The 18,564-nt window shown below is 68.5% G+C and carries 18 protein-coding genes; 17 read left to right on the top strand and 1 reads right to left on the bottom strand.

The features are described from left to right. Nucleotides 1-18: 18 nt before the first annotated feature. Nucleotides 19-519 carry a hypothetical protein gene (locus tag ACFJIX_RS24380; protein ID WP_377155229.1) on the bottom strand — a complete coding sequence of 167 codons (501 nt, stop codon included), beginning with the start codon at nucleotides 517-519 and terminating at the stop codon, nucleotides 19-21. Between the two features lie 370 nt (nucleotides 520-889). On the opposite strand from ACFJIX_RS24380, the gene ACFJIX_RS24375 reads away from it, so the two are divergent. The 17 genes from ACFJIX_RS24375 to ACFJIX_RS24295 all read left to right on the top strand — a co-directional run bounded on the left by ACFJIX_RS24375 (nucleotide 890) and on the right by ACFJIX_RS24295 (nucleotide 18,562). After that, complete coding sequence (locus ACFJIX_RS24375; RefSeq protein ID WP_377155228.1) at nucleotides 890-3,025, top strand: type VI secretion system Vgr family protein; 2,136 nt, start codon at nucleotides 890-892, stop codon at nucleotides 3,023-3,025. 1 nt (nucleotide 3,026) lies between these two features. Beyond that, nucleotides 3,027-3,572 carry a hypothetical protein gene (locus tag ACFJIX_RS24370; RefSeq protein WP_377155227.1) on the top strand — a complete coding sequence of 182 codons (546 nt, stop codon included), beginning with the start codon at nucleotides 3,027-3,029 and terminating at the stop codon, nucleotides 3,570-3,572. A gap of 14 nt (nucleotides 3,573-3,586) precedes the next feature. Next, nucleotides 3,587-3,934, top strand: coding sequence for a DUF2169 domain-containing protein (locus ACFJIX_RS24365; RefSeq protein WP_377155226.1), 348 nt, complete (start codon nucleotides 3,587-3,589; stop codon nucleotides 3,932-3,934). Further along, nucleotides 3,843-4,709: a DUF2169 domain-containing protein gene (locus ACFJIX_RS24360; protein ID WP_377155225.1), complete on the top strand. Its 867-nt coding sequence runs from the start codon at nucleotides 3,843-3,845 to the stop codon at nucleotides 4,707-4,709. Before ACFJIX_RS24365 ends, ACFJIX_RS24360 begins: the two co-directional genes overlap by 92 nt. After that, on the top strand, nucleotides 4,706-5,815 hold the full coding sequence (locus ACFJIX_RS24355) for a hypothetical protein (protein ID WP_377155224.1): 1,110 nt from the start codon (nucleotides 4,706-4,708) through the stop codon (nucleotides 5,813-5,815). The genes ACFJIX_RS24360 and ACFJIX_RS24355 overlap by 4 nt, the downstream gene beginning before the upstream one ends. A 5-nt stretch (nucleotides 5,816-5,820) precedes the next feature. Beyond that, complete coding sequence (locus tag ACFJIX_RS24350; protein WP_377155223.1) at nucleotides 5,821-7,440, top strand: PAAR-like domain-containing protein; 1,620 nt, start codon at nucleotides 5,821-5,823, stop codon at nucleotides 7,438-7,440. Between the two features lie 17 nt (nucleotides 7,441-7,457). After that, on the top strand, nucleotides 7,458-8,441 hold the full coding sequence (locus tag ACFJIX_RS24345) for a hypothetical protein (RefSeq protein ID WP_377155222.1): 984 nt from the start codon (nucleotides 7,458-7,460) through the stop codon (nucleotides 8,439-8,441). Nucleotides 8,442-8,458: 17 nt separating this feature from the next. After that, on the top strand, nucleotides 8,459-9,442 hold the full coding sequence (locus tag ACFJIX_RS24340; protein WP_377155221.1) for a hypothetical protein: 984 nt from the start codon (nucleotides 8,459-8,461) through the stop codon (nucleotides 9,440-9,442). A 41-nt stretch (nucleotides 9,443-9,483) separates the two neighbouring features. Then, nucleotides 9,484-10,818: a hypothetical protein gene (locus ACFJIX_RS24335; protein ID WP_377155220.1), complete on the top strand. Its 1,335-nt coding sequence runs from the start codon at nucleotides 9,484-9,486 to the stop codon at nucleotides 10,816-10,818. A gap of 1 nt (nucleotide 10,819) precedes the next feature. Continuing rightward, entirely contained in the window at nucleotides 10,820-11,263 is a 444-nt protein-coding gene (locus ACFJIX_RS24330; protein ID WP_377155219.1) for a hypothetical protein, read from the top strand. A 74-nt stretch (nucleotides 11,264-11,337) separates the two neighbouring features. Beyond that, the gene (locus ACFJIX_RS24325; RefSeq protein WP_377155218.1) at nucleotides 11,338-11,856 is read left to right on the top strand and encodes a hypothetical protein; all 519 of its coding nucleotides are present in this window, start codon (nucleotides 11,338-11,340) and stop codon (nucleotides 11,854-11,856) included. Between the two features lie 281 nt (nucleotides 11,857-12,137). After that, nucleotides 12,138-12,965: a type VI secretion system Vgr family protein gene (locus ACFJIX_RS24320; RefSeq protein ID WP_377155217.1), complete on the top strand. Its 828-nt coding sequence runs from the start codon at nucleotides 12,138-12,140 to the stop codon at nucleotides 12,963-12,965. Continuing rightward, nucleotides 12,847-14,376 carry a type VI secretion system Vgr family protein gene (locus tag ACFJIX_RS24315; protein WP_377161942.1) on the top strand — a complete coding sequence of 510 codons (1,530 nt, stop codon included), beginning with the start codon at nucleotides 12,847-12,849 and terminating at the stop codon, nucleotides 14,374-14,376. Before ACFJIX_RS24320 ends, ACFJIX_RS24315 begins: the two co-directional genes overlap by 119 nt. Nucleotide 14,377: 1 nt before the next feature. After that, nucleotides 14,378-15,043 (top strand): DUF6484 domain-containing protein, encoded by a 666-nt coding sequence (locus tag ACFJIX_RS24310; protein ID WP_377155216.1) that lies wholly within the window; start codon nucleotides 14,378-14,380, stop codon nucleotides 15,041-15,043. 27 nt (nucleotides 15,044-15,070) lie between these two features. Next, nucleotides 15,071-16,144, top strand: a complete 1,074-nt coding sequence (locus ACFJIX_RS24305; protein WP_377155215.1) for a DUF2169 domain-containing protein — start codon at nucleotides 15,071-15,073, stop codon at nucleotides 16,142-16,144. A 1-nt stretch (nucleotide 16,145) separates the two neighbouring features. Continuing rightward, the gene (locus ACFJIX_RS24300; protein WP_377155214.1) at nucleotides 16,146-17,267 is read left to right on the top strand and encodes a beta-ketoacyl synthase N-terminal-like domain-containing protein; all 1,122 of its coding nucleotides are present in this window, start codon (nucleotides 16,146-16,148) and stop codon (nucleotides 17,265-17,267) included. Further along, a complete protein-coding gene (locus tag ACFJIX_RS24295; protein WP_377155213.1) occupies nucleotides 17,264-18,562 on the top strand; it encodes a TIGR02270 family protein in 1,299 nt (432 codons plus the stop codon). The genes ACFJIX_RS24300 and ACFJIX_RS24295 overlap by 4 nt, the downstream gene beginning before the upstream one ends. The last annotated feature ends 2 nt before the right edge of the window (nucleotides 18,563-18,564 follow it).

Genomic DNA, 18,564 nt, shown 5'->3' with positions numbered 1-18,564 from the left:
TCTGCTCGGCAAGGTGGATCAACGCCGTTTGCGGGGCAGGGCAGCGGGCGACGACATCCTGTCGCCACCGAACGTTGCACGCCAGGTGCCCTTGATGATCAGCACGAAAAGCGCCATCCCGATGCCCAGCCAAAGCGCGAAGCAGAGCACGAACATCACCGGCGAGCGGGCGGCGACGAGGTCCGGCGCGCTCCAGAGCGGCGAGATCACGCCTCGCGCGAGCCCGCGGATCGCGATGAAGATCATCGAGCCGCCGAAGATGAAGGCCAGGAAAACGCCGAACACGCGGCCGGACCGCTGACCCAGCACGGAGTTGTCGAAGCCGCTGTCTTCCCACTGCCGATCGCCGAAGACCTGGAGGTTGAAGATCGCCGCGGCCAGTGCCAGGATGCCGATGATCACCGCGATGATCGCGAAGGGGCCACCCAGCATGCCGAAGGTGCCTCGCCGCCCCTCCTGGAAGGTCCAGACGCAGCCCGCAAGGACGGCGAGGGCGATGACTCTGCGGAGGATGGGCATGGCGCGCTTCAGGCGATGGGCAAGTGGTTGTGGGCGATTGGCGAGCGACCGGAGTATCGGGCTCAAGCTGGCGCGTTGGATGTGGCGCGTCTTGAAGGTCGGCCGTGCGCAGCCCCGCGCGGCGGCCCGATTTCCTTGGGGCGAGGTCGAGTTCTACGTGGACCCGAGGCTGGGCGATCTGTCGATCGAAGTCCATGGTTGACGTGCGGCCGTGGCCAAGAGGCGGGCAGGACCTGACCCTCTACAGGTCCCATTCTGATAATTTTGCGGAATCCGCCAAGCGACTGCGAACCTCGGGAGTGACTTTCGACCGTTGTGGTGATCTCGGGTGATCCCTAGCCTCCGGGGTGTCGACCTGACCCCTGGTGCCATGGCCTCACCTTTCCGCCTCAAGACCGCCTTGCCTGAAGAGACCCTGCGCGTGCACACCTGTGTGTCGCGGGAGGCTCTGAGCGACGCTGGAGACACCACGCTGACGCTGTTGAGCGAACGCAAGGACATCCAGGCCTCGGAGCTGCTGGGCAAGCCCGCGACGCTGACGATCGCGCTGCGCGACGATGCGCCGCGCTACCTCAGCGGCTACGTGACGCGCTTCGCGCAGCGCGGCTTCGAGGGCAAGCACTGCGTCTACGAGATGCAGCTCAAGCCGTGGCTGTGGCTGCTGTCGCGCACCTCGGACTGCCGCATCTTCCAGGAGCTGTCGGTCCCCGACATCGTCAAGCAGGTCTTCGAGGACCACCCGGTCGCGCGCTACGAGTTCAAGCTGCTGCGCCCGTACCGGACCTGGAACTACTGCGTCCAGTACCGCGAGACCGACTTCAACTTCGTCGCGCGGCTGCTCGAGCACGAAGGCATCTACTGGTACGTCGAGCACGACGAGGGCGGCCACAAGGTCGTGCTGTGCGACTCGGCCAGCGGGCACGATGCCAGGCCCGGCTGCGAGTCGCTGCCGTTCTACGGCTCGGGCGCGCAGGCCACGCCGCAGCTGGAGTACGTGCAGAACTGGAGCAGCGCCGAGTGCGTGAAGCCGGGCAAGGTCGTCATCACCGACTACGACTTCCAGCGGCCGTCGACGTCGCTGGAAACGAACCAGAGCGTGGCGCGCAACTACGACCTGTCCGACGGCGAGATCTTCGACTACCCGGGCGGCTACATCCAGACGGGCGACGGGTCGCAGTACGTGGAGGACCGGCTCGACGAGCTGCAGACGCAGTTCCAGACCTACGACGGCACGACCAACGCGCAGGGTGTCCAGACGGGGCACCTGTTGTCGCTGACCCGCCATCCGCGCGAGAGCGAGAACGCGCAGTACCTGATCACGGGCACGCAGATCAGCCTGAGCCAAGCGGCCAACGAGGCGGGCTCGGGCGAGACGGGGCTGCGCTGCAGCTTCAACTGCATCCCGGCGGCGCAGCAGTACCGGCCGCCGCGGCGCACCCCGAAGCCGCTGGTGGCGGGGCCGCAGACGGCCATCGTGAGCGGTCCGGCGGGCGAGGAGATCCACACCGACAAGTACGGCCGGGTGAAGGTGCAGTTCCACTGGGACCGGCGCGGCAGGAGCGACGAACGCAGCTCGTGCTGGGTGAGCGTGGCGCATCCGTGGGCGGGCTCGAACTTCGGCGGCATCCACATCCCGCGCATCGGGCAGGAAGTGATCATCGGGTTCATCGAAGGCGACCCGGACGCGCCCATCATCATGGGTCGGACCTACAACGGCGAGAACCTGCCGCCATGGGACCTGCCGGCCAACGCGACGCAGAGCGGCTTCCTGACGCGCTCGACCAAGGGCGGCAGTTACGGCAACGCCAACGCGATCCGGTTCGAGGACAAGCACGGCGACGAGCAGCTGTGGATCCACGCGGAGAAGAACCAGGACATCGAGGTCGAGAACGACGAGACGCACTGGGTCGGACGGGATCGGACCAAGACGATCGACCGGCATGAGACGGTGTTCGTGAAGGGCAACCGCACGGAGACGGTCGACCTGGACGAGACGATCACGGTGCACAAGAACCGCACCGAGCGCGTCGACCTCGACGAGAAGATCTCCATCGGGATGAACCGCACGGAAGACGTCGGCATCAACGAGACGATCAGCATCGGGTCGAACCGGTCGGTGACGATCGGTGCGAACAAGACCGAGACCATCGCGATGGCGAAGGCCGAGACCATCGGCATGGCCAAGGCGTTGACGATCGGTCTGGGGTACCAGACGTCGGTCGGCGCGATGATGAACACGACGGTCGGTGCATTCCAGACGGAACAGGTCGGGCTGTACAAGAACACGATGGTCGGGAAGGACTACAGCATCAGCAGCGGCGCGGTGTACTCCGTCGACGCCAAGGACGAGATCCACCTGACGGTGGGCAAGGCCAGCCTGACGATGAAGTCCGACGGCACCATCATCCTCAACGGCCACACGCTCAGCGTCGGCACCACCGGCGAGCAGACCTTCAAGGCCGACGGCGAGGTGACGGTCAAGGGCAAGAAGATCCTGGAGAACTGACGTGGAGCGACTCGACTTGCCGGAGCACGGCGTCGACGCGGCGGCGCAGGACGCGTCGCCGTTCCATGCGCTGTTGAATCAGGGCTCGCAGTCGGCCGCCATGCCGATGCCGGGACAGGTGATCATCGGCACGCTGCAGGCGGTGCCCGCGCAAGGCGCGACTGGCGCGGCGATGGTCCCCGGGCTGGGGCTCGTGGGCGTGGCGCACAGCCTGGTGCCGCTGTCGGCGGAACACGCCGGCCAGGGCGTCGCGCTGAGCGTGCTTGCCGGCGGCTCCGCGATCGTGCTGGGCTTGCTATGGAACGGCGAGGCCGCGCGGGAAGCGCAGCCGGCACCCGTTGGCCACGACGAGGCGCCGGAAGGGCTCGTCATCACGGTGGACGGTCATCGCGAGGTGATCGAAGCGGCCGAGGAACTCGAGCTGCGCTGCGGCGAGGCGTGCATCGTGCTGACGGCCGATGGCCGCATCCAGCTGCGCGGAACCTACATCACCAGCCACGCGAGCGCGACGCAGCGGATCGTGGGCGGGTCGGTGCACGTCAACTGAAAGCGACACCGGGTATGCAGCTTCATGTGGGCTCCCGGCATCTGGTGTCCGACGTCGCGGTGGCCCTGGATGCCGCCGGACGCGAGCATCTCGTGATCGCGGTCAAGGCGACCTGGCGGATCCCCGATCCGGGGCAGCGGCCGCGCCCGCTGCCGCCGTCGCCGATCGTGCTGGCCGATGAATACCATGGCGTCCCCGGCGAAAGCGCGATGCGCTATGGCGCCGACATGCCGCGCTTCAAACCGCGCTGCGACGTGATCTTCGACGCCCATGCGCCACGCGCCGGACGGCGTGGCGGTGCGCGAGCTGATCGCCAGCGTCGAGGTCGGCGAGTTCAGCAAGCGGGTGCGTGTCACCGGTGAGCGTCGCTGGCGGGCCGCCGGCTCCGGACGTGCCGACTTCAAGCTGACCGAGCCGGAGCCCTTCGTCAGCTTGCCGCTTCATCATGCATGTGCGTTCGGCGGCACTCAGCCGGTGGATGGACATCCCGGCCACGCCGAGGTCCAGGAGTCCAACCCGATCGGTCTCGGCTTCGCGGGCGAGACGACATGGCGCGCGATGGACGGCCGTCCTGCTCCGCGGCTGGAAGATCCGGCACGGCCAGTCCGTCACCCGGGCGACGACGCGACGCCGTGGGCGTTGGGCGCGATCGGCCGGCATTGGCTGCCGCGCCGCCATTACGGCGGCACCTATGACGACCGTTGGCGGCGGGAGGTATTCCCGCTGCTGCCGGAAGATTTCGATGAGCGCTTTCATCAGGTCGCGCCTCCGGACCAGCAGATGGCGTATCCACGCGGCGGGGAGACGGTGCGTCTCACGCATCTGCTGAAGACGCATCCGGAACTCAGCTTTGCGCTGCCCAAGCTCGACATGCAAGTCCGTGTGCTGCGTACCGACTATCGACAGGAGGCGCCGGAGGCGGTTGTCGACACGCTGTTCTTCGAGCCCGAAGAGCGCCGTTTCAGCGTGGTCTGGCGCGCCAGCGTCCGCCAGTACCGGAGCATTCAGGAGTTCAGCGAAGTGGCCGTCGGTCCGATCGATCCGATCTGGTGGCGGCAGCGCGTGGCCGGGGGCTGTGCCGGCTGCGGCACGGTGGCCGACGTTCCCGGTGCCGTCGAGAACGAGGCGGTCGCATGAGTGCACAGATCCGGCCACCACGCCCGATGCGCATCGCCGCAGAAGGCTTATGCAGCGCGCTTGGCTACACGCTGCCGCGCACGGTCGCGGCGATCCGAGCGCGGCTGAACCTGTTCCGCGAGACCCGGTTCGTCGGTCTCGGCGGCAAGCCGGTCGTCGGGGCCCCGGTGCATGGCTTCGACATCTGGGGCGGTCAGCGGCAGGCCGCTCTGCTTCGCATGGCCTTCGACGAGGCGTGGGAGCGCGCCAAGCTGGAGGAGGGCGAGTCGCTCTCGCCGCAGTCGACGGCGCTGCTGCTGATGCTGCCGTCGGCGTCGCAGCCGGCGACTCCGCTGCGTGAACTGCATGAAGCGTTCCAGACCGTGACGACCGATCACCGTCTGCATCCCGGCAGTCGGGCGATGCATGCGGGCCGGGGCGGACTTGCCGACGGTGTGCTGCTAGCGTCCCATCTGCTCGAGGACGGGATCGACGGTACCGAGGCGATCCGCCATGTCGTGCTGCTCGCGTCGGACAGCCTGCTGACGGCGCCGACGATCGACCGCCTGTTGGCGCAGCGCAGGCTCGCGGAGGATCGGCACACGGATGCGTTGATTCCTGGCGAGGCCGCCGCGGCCGTGGTGCTGACGCGACTGGCCACGCGCGCTGGCATGACCGAGGTCTGGATCACCGGCGCCGCGAGCGGGCAGGACGACTGGCGGATCGACGGCGATGAGCCGCTGCGTGCGCAGGCGTTGACCGCGGCGCTGCGGGAGGCGGCGCGGCAATCGGGCGTCGCCGTGGCCGATGCCGAGTTCCACGCCAGCGGCATGAACGGCGAGCACTGGATGGCGCGCGAGATCGAACTCGCGATGTCGCGCGCGATGGAGCGCAAGCGCGTGGAGTTTCCTCATCACCGCATCGCGCAGTTCATCGGCGATGCCGGAACCGCGGGCGCGGTGGCGACGCTGGGCTGGATCGCGCATGAGATGCGTGCGCTGGGCACGATCGGGCATGCCGGCACGGCAGGTCTGGGTCGTACCGGCCTGCTGCATTTCGCCGAAGACGACGGACGCCGGTCCGCGTTGATGCTCCGCACCCGAGAACCGGCCCAGGACACTGCCTGAAGACCATGCCAGCTACCCACGTCTACGCCAACGGCCAGGAGATCGCCAGCAAGGCGGTCGGCTCTTCCGGAGTGTCGTCGAGCGCGTCGCCCGATCCCTGCTGGAGTCCGCCGGGGCCGGCCGCCGGCCCGGTCGTCATTCCGTATCCCAACACCTGCTTCGCCGACTCCATCGTCAACGGGACGAAGACCGTGATGATTGTCGGCCAGATGGTGGCCATCGAGAACAAGTCGAGGTTCGACACCAGCATCGGGAACGAACCCGCGACGCAAGCCTTCGGCAAGGGCGTCGCGACGGGCGTCATCAAGGGGAAGGCGTACTTCACCAACTGGTCGAGCGACGTGGTGTTCGAGGGCTTCGGCGTGCCGCGCAACCTGGACCTGGTCACGCATAACCACGGCTCGATGCCGAGCAACACGCCGACGTTCCCGTATGTCTCGCGGGGATTCTGGGGTGGGCATCCGTGCAAGAAGGAAGAGGCTCGTGTCGAGCGGGCATGTGCGCCCGAGAAGGACCACTCCGAGTCGCGCAATGCGCTGAAGAAGCACAGCAAACTGTCGCAGTTGTTGCGGAAATTCCGATCGAAGAACGACAAGGCGTCACGACGTGACGGCGCAGGGTGGCATTGGACCGACGACCACTGCGACGGGCTCGGCGCCATGGTGAATACGGCGGAAAAAGCAAAGGAGTACGCGGGCAAGCTTGAAGAGGCCTACAAGCATCTGCCTGAGGAACTCAACTTGATGAACGCCTTGAAGGAGCAGTTGACGGACATGGCCTTCAACGCTGGCAAGAATGCGGCGATGAAGTGGGGAGCCAAGGCGGGAGCGAAGCAACTCGCCGGAAGCGCCGTTCCCGCATGGGGCAATGCAGCGATGGCCCTATGGTCGGTGGTCGATGCCGCCGTGGCGGTCGGCGATATCTCTGAAATCCGTAGCGTGGCGACCGAGTCCCTGGAGCGTCTGGAAGTCCTGACGAAGAAGGCCAAAGATCTGCAGGCGTTGGGTCAGAAATTCGGCGATTTCAAGAACCTCTCGGACGAAGATGTATTGAAACTGGCGACCGAGGGACAGGACGTCTTGGCGACCGTCAACGACTGCACGCGTGCAAGAAAGTGCAACCTCGTACCTTATGACGGCGACGGCGCGGGCAACCCATTGGGTAAACGCGGAAGGTCGAAGATCGAGTCGGCGTCATCCGGCGGCTGCTGTCCTGGCCAAACCGGGCATCACCTGATTCCTGGCGGTTCGGTCAAGGACGTCTGTCCCGAATATGAGCATGGTGTCGCGCCAACGGTCTGCGTCGAGGGTTTCAGTCAGAATCACGGCAGTCACGCCCGGGCGCACCAAGCGTTGGCGCGCCTGCATCGGTCCAAGCAGAAGCTGGGCAAGGTTGGTCAAGACATGCGAATGAGCATGGACGACGCGATCGATGCTGCCGCCGACTCGCACAAGGAAGCCTTTCCGCTTTCAGGCTGTTCGAAGGAGTGCATCCGCGCGCAGCTGGAGTCGTATTACGACCGCGTCTGCCGCGGTGCGCGTCCGGCCATGGTCAATGAGCAATCGAAGGTCGTCACTCCTGATGCCCCGGCGCCGACCACGCCGACGGCTCCCGGCGGCCGTTAATCAACTCACCATCCGACATGAGCAGTCCGCACGTTTCAAAGAAGAAGTGGCAAGAGATCGTCGAAGGTTTCGAGATCACCGGTATTGCCGTCCGCGATCGCAACGTCCTCCAGATGCTGTCGCGGCAGCACGTTCCGGCGGCCCAGGCATCGCTGATGAAGGACAGCGACATTCCTACCCGGTTGAGCAGCATCTTTCTGGATGACTCGACCGAGAACAACATCGAATGTCAGCAATTGAGCCACATGCCGTTTCCGAGTCTGGGTGTCAGTCGGGCTCCGTTTGCCCGTCCTGGCGGGCTCGTGGCCGCGATGAATGCAGATGGTGACACCTGGCCCCTTGGCGGCGGCAACGGGCCGCTCGAGAAGATTGCCACCGGGCAATGGCCCGGCACCTCACGCCTGAAATTCATCGGAGCGCATACCTATGCGGTCGGCACTGCGCGCGAGATCTACAAGCGAGTCGCCGTGGGCCGCTGGGAGAAGGTGGCGGGGATCGAGACACCACGCAACGAGGAGGAAATGAAGGCCTCCGGTTTCGACGACATCGACGGCTTTTCAGAAAATGACCTCTACGCGGTTGGCGGCCACGGCGATGTCTGGCATTTCAACGGACGCGAATGGCGCCAGTCGGGTTTCCCGACCAACGAGCGTCTGGCGACGGTGACTTGCGCCGGGGATGGCAACGTCTACATCAGCAGCGAGGGCGGTAGTCTCTGGGTCGGTCAGCATTCGACCTGGCGTTTGCTGGAGAAGCGAGAGTCCACTGTGCTCTGGAACGACGTGCGGTGGTTCCAGGGGCGACTCTGGTTGGCCTCCGACTACCAGTTGCGAGTCTGGGACGGTCGAGAGATCGTCGTCCCTCAGCATGAGGGAAAGTCCATTGTGGCCTCGGGTCATATGGACGCCCACGACGGTCTTCTTGCCGTCGCTGACCTGTGGACGGTCTCGACTTTTGACGGCAAGACCTGGCGCAAGGTCGTCGCGCCATACAAGGACTGAACCGGCTGTCCACCTCCATGAGCAGTCCGCACGTTTCACTGAAGAAGTGGCAGGAGATCGTCGAAGGTTTCGAGATCACCGGTGTCGCCGTACGCAATCGCGACATCCTTCAGTTGGTCGCCCGCAAATCCTTGCCGCATGACGAGACGACGCACCTGCTCGATGCCGACGTACCCACTCGCATCTTCAGCGTGTTTCTCGACGACACGTCGGACCAGAACCTGGAGTGCCAGGAGCTGCAGAACATGGCGTTTCCGAAGCTTGGGGTCAGCCGTGCGCCGTTCGAGCGGCCGGGCGGGATCGTCGTGTCCAGGGGACGGGACGGCGACGCCTGGCCGCTCGGGGGCGGCAATGGACCTCTCGAGAAGATCGCCGTGGGGGCCCGCCCGGCGACAAGCCGCATGAAGTGTCTCTTCGGTTTCACGTACTCCATCGGCATCGCCCGCACGCTGTACAAGCGCGTGGCGGTGGGCCGCTGGATGCGGGTCGAAGGCATCCCCATGTCCCAGAACGAAGACGAACTGCAGGCGGCCGGCTTCAAGGACCTGGATGCCTTCTCGGAATCGGACATGTACGCGGTCGGCGGTCACGGCGACGTCTGGCATTTCAACGGTCGCGAGTGGCGCCAGATGGACTTCCCGACGAACGAGCAACTGGCGACGGTGACTTGCGGCGGCGACGGGAACGTGTACATCACCGGCGAAGGCGGCAGCCTGTGGGTGGGGCAGCAGTCCACCTGGCGCCTGCTGGAACAGCGCGGCTCCAGCATCCTGTGGAACGACACGCGCTGGTTCAACGGTCAGCTCTGGCTCGCTTCCGACTACCAGCTCCGCGTGTGGAACGGGCACGAGATCGTGGCGCCCGAGCACGAGGGCAAGCCCATCCTGGCCTCGGGCCACATGGACGCGCACGACGGCCTGCTCGTTGTTGCGGACCTGTGGACGGTCTCGACTTTCGACGGTAAGACCTGGCGCAAGGTCGTTGCCCCCTACAAGAACTGACGGCCCCGCTGTCCGCACCCGAACTCATGCCCGAGGAACAGATGGATTCCGTCGCACTGGACCGCCCCTTCGTTTCGCCCATCGTGGCGCGACATGTGGAAGACGCCGCGTTCTACTGGACGACGCTGGATCGTCCCGCAGAGGCCACGCATCTCGGCGCCGAGCGGGCCCGGCACTTCGCGCATCTGCTCGAGGCCAATCTCGAAGGCCTGCGCCTGAATACGCCGTTGTCGTACGAACTGGCCATCGCCGGTCTCGACCGCTGGGGCAAGGCCGGGGAGGCCTTCGTAGCGATGTATTGCGCCTTGCTCGGCGATTCCGATTCGCGTGATGACCGGATCTGGCGCGTCCTGCGCACGATCCGTCGCCATCCGGATGCCGTGCTGCGCGGAGCGGCTTCCGCGTTGGCGTGGGCCAGCGAGACCGATGCCGGGGCCTGGCTCGACAAGGCCTGGACGAGTGAGGAACCGGTGGACCTCGTGCTCGCCTTGCGGGCAAGCGCACTGCGCGGCACGGTGCCCGAATCGGCTGCCGTTCTGCTTCAACACGCCGACCCCCATGTCCGTGCCGCCGCCTGTCGCGCTGTCGGACGGGAGCGGCCAGGGCTGCTTCGGCCGCTGTTCGAGGACCCATCGAGCGCCGTCCGCGCCGAGGCCGTGATCGCCTGGCATGCGGGCGCAGCCCGGGAAGCCCGCAGCTCCGACGTCGTGGCGCGCCTGTCGGGTCTGCTCTGGCAATGCACCGTGGAACAGACCGATGTGCTCGCCACGGCGACCGGCTGGTATCGCGTGCCGGCGCGACGCCGCCTGGACCGCTGGCTCCGTGAACTCGCCGCCATGCTGCCGATCGGTCATCCCGAGACGGGGCGGCTGGTGGCGCGTCTGCCGGTGAGGCAGGCGCTCAATTTTTCGCTGAGTCATGGCGATCCGGCGCTGCTCGACTTCGTCGTGGCCGCGATGCAGGATCCGGCGCAGGGTCGTTGGGCTGGATGGGTCTGGCAGTGCCTCACGGCCGTCGATCTAGCCGGAGAAGGGCTCACGGCCGAGGAGTCACCCTTCGATCTCGACGCACCGATGACAACGGAGCGCCGCGATGCCGACGCCGGCCTTCCTCTGCCCGACGTCACGCGCGTCCGCGCGCATCCGGCCAGCCGTCACGCGTGGCCGCGTGACCAGCGGCTGCTGCTGGCGAATCCGGTGCATCCGCACCTCCTGCGGGACATCCTCGACCCGACGCGCGACCACGCCCAGGCGCTGCGATTCATCGCGGCGGACGCGTTGACGCGGATGCATCCCGAATACGCTGTCGACCTGCGCGCGAGCCCTGGGCATCAGGCGCGTCAACTCCGCCGCATCGGTCTCGAGCAGGCCGCCTGACATGCCGACCTTCGATCCTTGGAATGACGCGCAAGCGCTGGCCCGTCAACTCGCACGGCCCGACGCGGAGCTGCTGGTCATCATCGGCGCCGAGGCGTGGTGCCCGAAGTGTCTGCGGCTGCGGCCGCTCTTCGACGCGCTCTGCGCGGATGCGATGCCGGCCCAAGTCGCCTGGATGTGGCTGGATCTGGAGGATCACGCCGAGTTCCTGAACGGCTTCATCCCTCCCGACCTGCCGCTGCTGCTCCGATGGCGTCAGGGCGTCTGCGTGCAGGCGGCCATCGTGGAGGACATCGATCTCGACGCGCCTCCGGTTGAGCGCGTCAGCCTGAAACCGCTCGTGATCGCGGGCAGCCAGGTCCGGGATCCACATCAGGGCGAACTGACGGAACTCCCTCGGCTATGGGTGGAATTCGCTTCCACGTCCTGGGCTGCCGGCTCGTGAGCGCGGTACCCACGCCAACTGCCTGATCGCCCGCCCGGCCCCGGTGACCCCATTACGGGGTATCGTTCAGCCTCATGACCACCACCACCATTCCGACGCTCCCCGATCTCCCCAGCCTCCTGGGCCTGACCGAGCTCGACGCTCCGCTGATCGCCGCGGTTCTCGCGCACACCACGCCCGCCGGCACGCCCGCGCCGACCGAGCTCTCCCAGAAGCGCAAGAAGGAGATCCGCGCCGGCTTCGTGCACCTCAAGGAGGCCGGCGTGGTGCTGTCCTTCTCCCCGCGCGAGACCCACGCGGTCGACTACGGTGAACCGTTGGGCCCCGGCACGCACGTGCTGAGCGCGATCTTCTACTACCCCGAAGGCAGCGAGGAAGTCGATCCCTACAAGGGCAACGGCCCGTTCGCGACCACGCCGGTGACCACCCGCGAGGCCGCCACCGCCGCCTACGGCGAAGCCGTCGACGGCGAGGAGGAAGAGGGCGTCTTCGAGTGGGAGCAGTGGGAAGTCGAGGGCCGTGAGGTCACCGCCGACTACGACGACGACGGCGCCGTGCTGACGATCACCGTCTCGCTGACGCTGCCGATGTAACGATGACGAACGTGCGGCGCCGCACGCAGCGGCGCACACGTCACCCACACCGGTGACATGCCAGGGTCCCCCCCGCGCCGGCCGCCGCGGCTGCGAGGCGGGAGGGCCGCTAGGCGTAAACCGCAGCCATAGCGGCACTATGGCGAGGATTTGCAACGACGCGGACTGCCCGCCTCGCGGCCGTGGCAACCGTGGCGGATGACTTTGGTCGCTTTCGGGGGGCTGGCCACAAGCCTACCGTGAAGGTCCGATTGCTCCGGGTCCGCTTTCACGGTCCGCCCATGGCAGCTCCATTCCGCCTCAAGACCGCCCTCGACGACGACGTCCTCCGCGTCCACGCCTGCGCGTCGCGTGAGGCGCTGAGCGACCTCGGCGAGACCACGCTGACCCTGCTCAGCGAGCGCAAGGACATCCGCGCCTCGGAATTGCTCGGCAAGTCCGCGACGCTGACCATGGCCCTGCGCGACGACGCGCCCCGCCACCTGGCCGGCTACGTCACCCGCTTCGCGCAGACCGGCTTCGAGGGCAAGCACACCGTCTACCAGATGACGATGCGCCCCTGGCTGTGGCTGCTCACGCGCACCGCCGACTGCCGCATCTTCCAGGAGATGACCGTCCCCGACATCGTCAAGGCGGTCTTCGACGACCACCCGGTCGCGCGCCACGAGTTCAAGCTGATGCGCGCCTACCGGCCCTGGACCTACTGCGTCCAGTACCGCGAGACCGACTTCAACTTCGTCGCCCGGCTGCTCGAGAACGAGGGCATCTACTGGTACTTCACCCACGACGAGTCCGGCCACACGCTGGTGCTGACCGACGCCGCCTCCGCCCACGACTGCGCCCCGGACTGCGAGACCCTGCCGTTCTACGGCGGCGCGAACAACGCGCCGCCCGAGCTCGAGTACGTCGACACCTGGGGTCACGCAGGAGAGCCTCAAGCCCGGCAAGGTCGTCATCACCGACTACGACTTCGAGCGGCCCTCGACCTCGCTGGAAACGCAGCTGGACCGCGCCCGCGACTACGACCTGTCCGACGGCGAGGTCTTCGACTACCCCGGCGGCTACGTGCAGGGCAGCGACGGCGCGCAGTACGTCGAGGACCGGCTTGACGAGATCCAGACCGCCTTCGCCCGCTTCGACGGCGACACGAACGCGCAGGGCGTGCGCACCGGCCATCTGCTGTCGCTGAGCCGCCATCCGCGCGACGACCAGAACGCGAAGTACCTCATCACCGGCACGGTCACGCAGCTGCGCCAGGCGTCGACGGAGTCGGCCTCGGGCGAGTCCGAGCTGCGCTGCCGCTTCAACGCCATCCCCGCCGACCAGCAGTTCCGCCCTGAGCGCCGCACGCCAAAGCCGATGGCGCCGGGCCCGCAGACCGCGATCGTGACGGGGCCGTCGGGCGAGGAGATCTTCACCGACAAGTACGGCCGCGTGAAGGTGCAGTTCCACTGGGACCGCCGCGGCCAGCGCAACGAGACCAGTTCGTGCTGGATCCGCGTCTCGCAGCCCTGGGCCGGCAAGGGCTGGGGCGGCGTGTCCATCCCGCGCATCGGGCAGGAGGTGGTGGTCGACTTCGTCGAGGGCGACCCCGACCAGCCGCTCATCACCGGCCGCGTCTACAACGCCGAGCAGATGCCCCCGTACGGCCTGCCCGCCGCCGCCGTCATCAGCGGCATGAAGTCCAAGACCCACAAGGGCGCCGGCTACAACGAGATGTCGATGGACGACACCGCCGGCAAGGAGATGATCACGATCCACGGCCAGTACGACATGGCCACCACGATCGAGCACGATCAGACCTCCACCATCCACAACAACCGCACCGACACGGTCGACGTGGACGACTCGGAGACCGTGGGGAACAACCAGACGCAGACCGTCGGCGTGAACCAGACGATCAGCGTCGGATCGAACCGCTCGAAGACGGTCGGCGCCAACGAGACCACCTCGGTCGGCGCCAGCCGCACCGAGACCGTCGGCGCGGCCGAGACCATCACCATCGGCGCGCATCGCACCGAGACCGTCAACGGCGGCGAGACGGTGACGATCAACGCCGGCCAGACGGTCACCGTCAACGGCGTGCGCAGCCACACCGTCAACGGTGCGCAGACCACCACCGTCTCGCTGGCCGAGGCCCACACGGTCGGCGCGGCGCGCATGCACACCGTGGGCGCGGCGGAAGCGATCAACGTCGGCGGCGCGCAGATGGTGTCCATCGGCGGGCTGCAGCGGGTCAACGTCGGCGCGCTGCAGTCGATCGGCGTCGGCGGTCCGCACAAGCTGTCGGCCGCGACCATCGGGCAGACCGCCAAGGGCACCTACAAGACCAAGGCCGGCGGCAGCGCCACGATCGAGGCGCCGTCGATCACGCTCAAGGCCGGCGGCAGCAAGATCGTGATGGACTCGAGCGGGATCACGATCACCGCATCCAAGATCACCATCAAGGCCAGCGGCACGGTAGGCATCAAGGGCAGCGGCGGCGTCGCCGTCAAGGGCGCCAAGATCGGAGAGAACTGACATGGCCGAACAAGCAGGCAACGCGGGGCCCCTGGGCGCCGCTCCCAGTCCCAACCGCCGTCGCGGCGACCCGACCCGCGCGGCCGTCGCCGCCGCCGAGCACCTGATGGACCGCATGCGGCTCGTCGACGCCGGCGTGCTGGTCGGCATGTTCTGCGGCTTCGACGCGCAGGGCCGTTTCCTGGTCCGCATGGCCAAGGGCCTGCCGCCCGTGGTCGCGATGTCCGTCGTCGGACTGAAGGTCGAGGATGAGGGCGACGAGGTCATCGTCTCGCTCGAGCGCGGCGATCCGACCCGGCCGGTCATCCTGGGCCGCGCGATGCGGCATGCGGAGCCCGAGGCGCCGAGGCACGGCGCCCGTGCGGCCCACGCCGCGCGCGAACTCGAGCTGGAAGCGCGCGGGGCCGCGCCCGAGCCTGAACCCGAAATCGACCCCGAGGGAGCGCCTGCCGGGACGGCCGGACCCGCGCTGACGCGACGGGGTCAGACCGTGACGGTCGACGGCGAGCGCGTCGTGCTCAACGGCGCGAAGCAGGTCGAGCTGCGCTGCGGCGAGGCCAGCATCGTGCTGACCGCCGCCGGCAAGATCCTGATCCGGGGCACCTACGTGCTGAGCCGCTCCAGCGGCGCGAACCGCATCAAGGGTGCGTTCGTCGACATCAACTGACGGTCCCGGACCCCGTCAGGATCCCCCATGTGGCAACTGCAGAACCGCACGCCGTTCGCCGCCGAGCGCGGCTGGGTGCGCGATCGCGACGGCACCGAGATCTGGCTGGTGGCCGTGAAGGCGAGCTTCACGCTGCAGGCGGACGGCACGCCGCGCGTGGCCGAGACGCAGCCCGAGGTGCTGCGCGGTCCGGCGCATCGCGGTGACGCGGCCTCGACCAGCCTGTCGGCGGACGCGGACCTGATCCGGACCAAGATCGCGACCGACGTGATCGTCGATGGACAGGCCCATGCGCCCGGCGGCACGCCGGTGACGGAGCTGGACGTCGGCGTGGCGGTGGGCGGTCGCGCCAAGGTGCTCAAGGTCTTCGGCGATCGCGTCTGGTCAGGCCGCAGCATCGGCCGTCCGGCGCCGTTCACGGCGATGCCCGTCGTGTGGGAGCGCGCCTTCGGCGGTGTCGATCCCCAGGCCGATCCCGCGACCTGGGACGAGCGCAATCCGCTGGGGCAGGGCTACGCGGTCGACGGCGACCATGTCGACGGCCGGCCGCTGCCCAACATCGAAGATCCCGACCATCTGATCCGCGGCTGGAAGGACCGGCCCGTGCCGGCCGGTTTCGGCGCGCTGTGCAGCCACTGGACGGAGCGTCGCCGCTTCGCCGGCACCTACGACGAGCGCTGGCAGCGCGAGCGCCTGCCGCTGCTGCCCGACGACTTCGACGACCGTCACTACCAGTGCGCGCCGCCGGATCAGCAGCACGCGGGCTTTCTGCGCGGCGGTGAACCCGTCGCGCTGCTGAACCTGTCGCCGGGCGGCGGACAGCTCCGCTTCGCCTTGCCGCGCGTGTTCCTCGGCCTGGAGACCTTCTTCAACGACGGCCACCGCGAGCAGCATCCGCCGCCGAAGCTGCACACCGTCATCCTGGCGCCGGACGAGCGCCGGGTCTCGCTGGTCTTCCACAGCGCGCTGCCGTGCCATCCGCGCGTGCTCGAGCTCGACCGCACGCGGATCTGGCTCAAGCAGGATCTGCGCGACGGCGTGCTCGGGGCGCCGATGCCCGACGAGGCCGATGCCTCCGGTCATCGGACGGAGGCGGCCTGAGATGCGCCAGGAACCGACTGCTCCGCGATCGCCCGCCGCACCGGCTCCGCCGGCGCTGCGCGTCCTGGCGATCGGCGCCTTCACCCCGGTGGGCGGCGATGCGCGTTCGACCGCCGCCGCGGTGCGTGCGGGGCTGTGCGGCTTCAGCGAGCACGCCTACATGATCGACACCGCCGGCGAGCCGATGCGCGTGGCGCGGGTGGCCGGCGTCGATGACGCCCTGCGCGGCGCGGAACGCCTGGTCGCGCTGCTCGCGCCCGCGTTGACGGAGGCCTTGGCGGGTGTGTTCGCGCCAGGCGGTGCGGCGACGACGGCCCGCGATGGGCGCGACGGCCGCATCGGCGTCGCCATCGCCTTGCCGCCTGCGCGTCCCGGCGGTCCGGATGACGCCGCCGACGCCGTGCGCGCGCTGTGCCGCGAACGCCTCGGCGCCTGGCTTGGCCCGTGCCAGCTCTTCGCCAGCGGCCATGCGGGCGGCTTCGAGGCGCTCGACCAGGCGCGCGCCTGGCTGCGCGGCGGGCAGGTCGACGCCGTCGTCGTCGCGGGCGTGGACTCGTATCTGGCGCCGGAGACGCTCGAATGGCTCGAGGCCGAAGAGCAGTTGCACGGTGCCGGTCCCTTGAACAACGCCTGGGGCTTTATCCCCGGTGAAGCCGCCGGCGCGCTGCTCCTGGCGCGTGCGGGAGAGACCGCGGCGGGCGGCGGCTGGGCGGACGTGCTTGCGGTCGGGCTCGGCCGCGAATCGAAATTGAACAAGAGCGGCGAGGTCTGCATCGGCGAAGGCCTGACGCAGGCCCTGCGCCGCGCGCTGGATGAAATGCCCGCGGGAGGGGTGATCGACAACGTGGTCTGCGACATGAACGGAGAGGCGTATCGCGCCGATGAATACGGTTTCTGCGGGCTGCGCGTGCGCGACCGGCTGCGCGATCCGACGGACTTCCTCGCGCCGGCGGACTGCTGGGGCGACGTGGGCGCGGCGGGCTTGCCGCTGCATCTGCTGCTGGCGGCCTCCGCCTGCCGCAAGGGTCATGCGAAGGGGCCGCTGACGCTGCTGTGGGGCAGCTCGGACGGCGGCGGACGCGGCGCGGCGGTGATTCGCGCCGACGTGGCGGTGCGGGCATGACGATGGACAACGCCCGCTTCGATCCCGGTCTTCCGGCGCCGGTGACCGCCGACCAGATCGAGACCTACCGTGACGAGGCTGCATTCCTGTGGACGCAGCGGCGTGACGCGCTCGACGCGCCGCATTACTCGCCGCAGCAGTTCGCCGATCTGGACGAACAACTGGCCGCGCAGATCGACGGGCTCGTCGAGGCCGGCGACGAGGCCTGGCCGCCGTGCCAGGCCGCGCTGGTCAACGATTGCGCGGAGGACTTCTTCGTCGCCGGCGTCCTGGCGCTGAACGGGCGGCCGGACGACTGGCAGCCGCTGGTGCGGCGCGCCAAGGAAGCGCCCGAGGCGGCGCCAGGTCTTGCCTCGGCGCTGGGCTGGGTCGGCGCTAACGAGGCGCTGAAGGCCGAGGCGCTGATGCCGGCCGACGATTCGCTGAGCCGGCGCCTGACGCTGGAGGCCTACGGCGCGCACCGGCTGGACGCGGGCGAGCGCTGGTCGGTGTCGATGCGGTCGACCAATGCCGGCGAGCGCGCGCGGGCGCTGCGGCTGGCGGGCGAGCTCGGGCGCGTCGAGTGGCTGGAGCCGGTGCTCGGCCTGATCGGCGACGAGAAGAGCGAGCCACGCTACTGGGCCTTGTGGTCCGGCGTGCTGCTGGGCGATCGCGGCAAGGCGCTGGCCGCGCTGACCGGCGCCGCGCTGCGGCCAGGCACGCGGCAGATGGACGCGTTCCGGCTGGCGGTGCTCGCGCTGCCGGTGCAGGAGGGCCACCGCCTGCTGGTCGAGGCGGAGACGATGGCCGGCGCGGCGCGCCTGCGCATCGTCGGCGCGGGGCTGTCCGGCCAGCTGCGCTACCTGCCGTGGCTGATCGACCAGATGACCAAGCCCGCGTCGGCGCGCATCGCGCTGGAGGCCTTCTGCCTGATCGCCGGCGCCGACGTGAACACGGACGGCCTGGAGGCGCCGCCGCCGGAGGACTTCGACGAGGGCCCCAATGAGGACCCGGAGGACGACGACGTGGAGGTGCCGGTGGACGTCGCGCTGCCGTGGCCGAACGTCGAGCAGGTGCGGGCCTGGTGGCTGGCGCATCAGTCGCGGCTGCCGACCTTGTCGGCGGACGGACGGCTTTTCCTGGGTCAGCCGTTGAGCGAGGTGCACTGCCTGCGCGTGCTGCACGGCGGACGTCAGCGGGCGAGGTCGCTCGCCGCGCTGCACCTGTGCCTGCTGCGGCCGGGGACGCCGCTGTTCCCGGTGGATGCGCCGGCGTGGCGGCAGCAGCGGCTGCTGGATCGTCTCGGCGGGGGGTGAGG

The organism is Roseateles sp. UC29_93 (assembly GCF_042695725.1).
GTDB lineage: Bacteria > Pseudomonadota > Gammaproteobacteria > Burkholderiales > Burkholderiaceae_C > Roseateles > Roseateles noduli_A.
The sequence above is the reverse complement of the archived record's forward strand: the minus strand, read 5'-3'. Positions and strand labels throughout refer to the sequence as shown.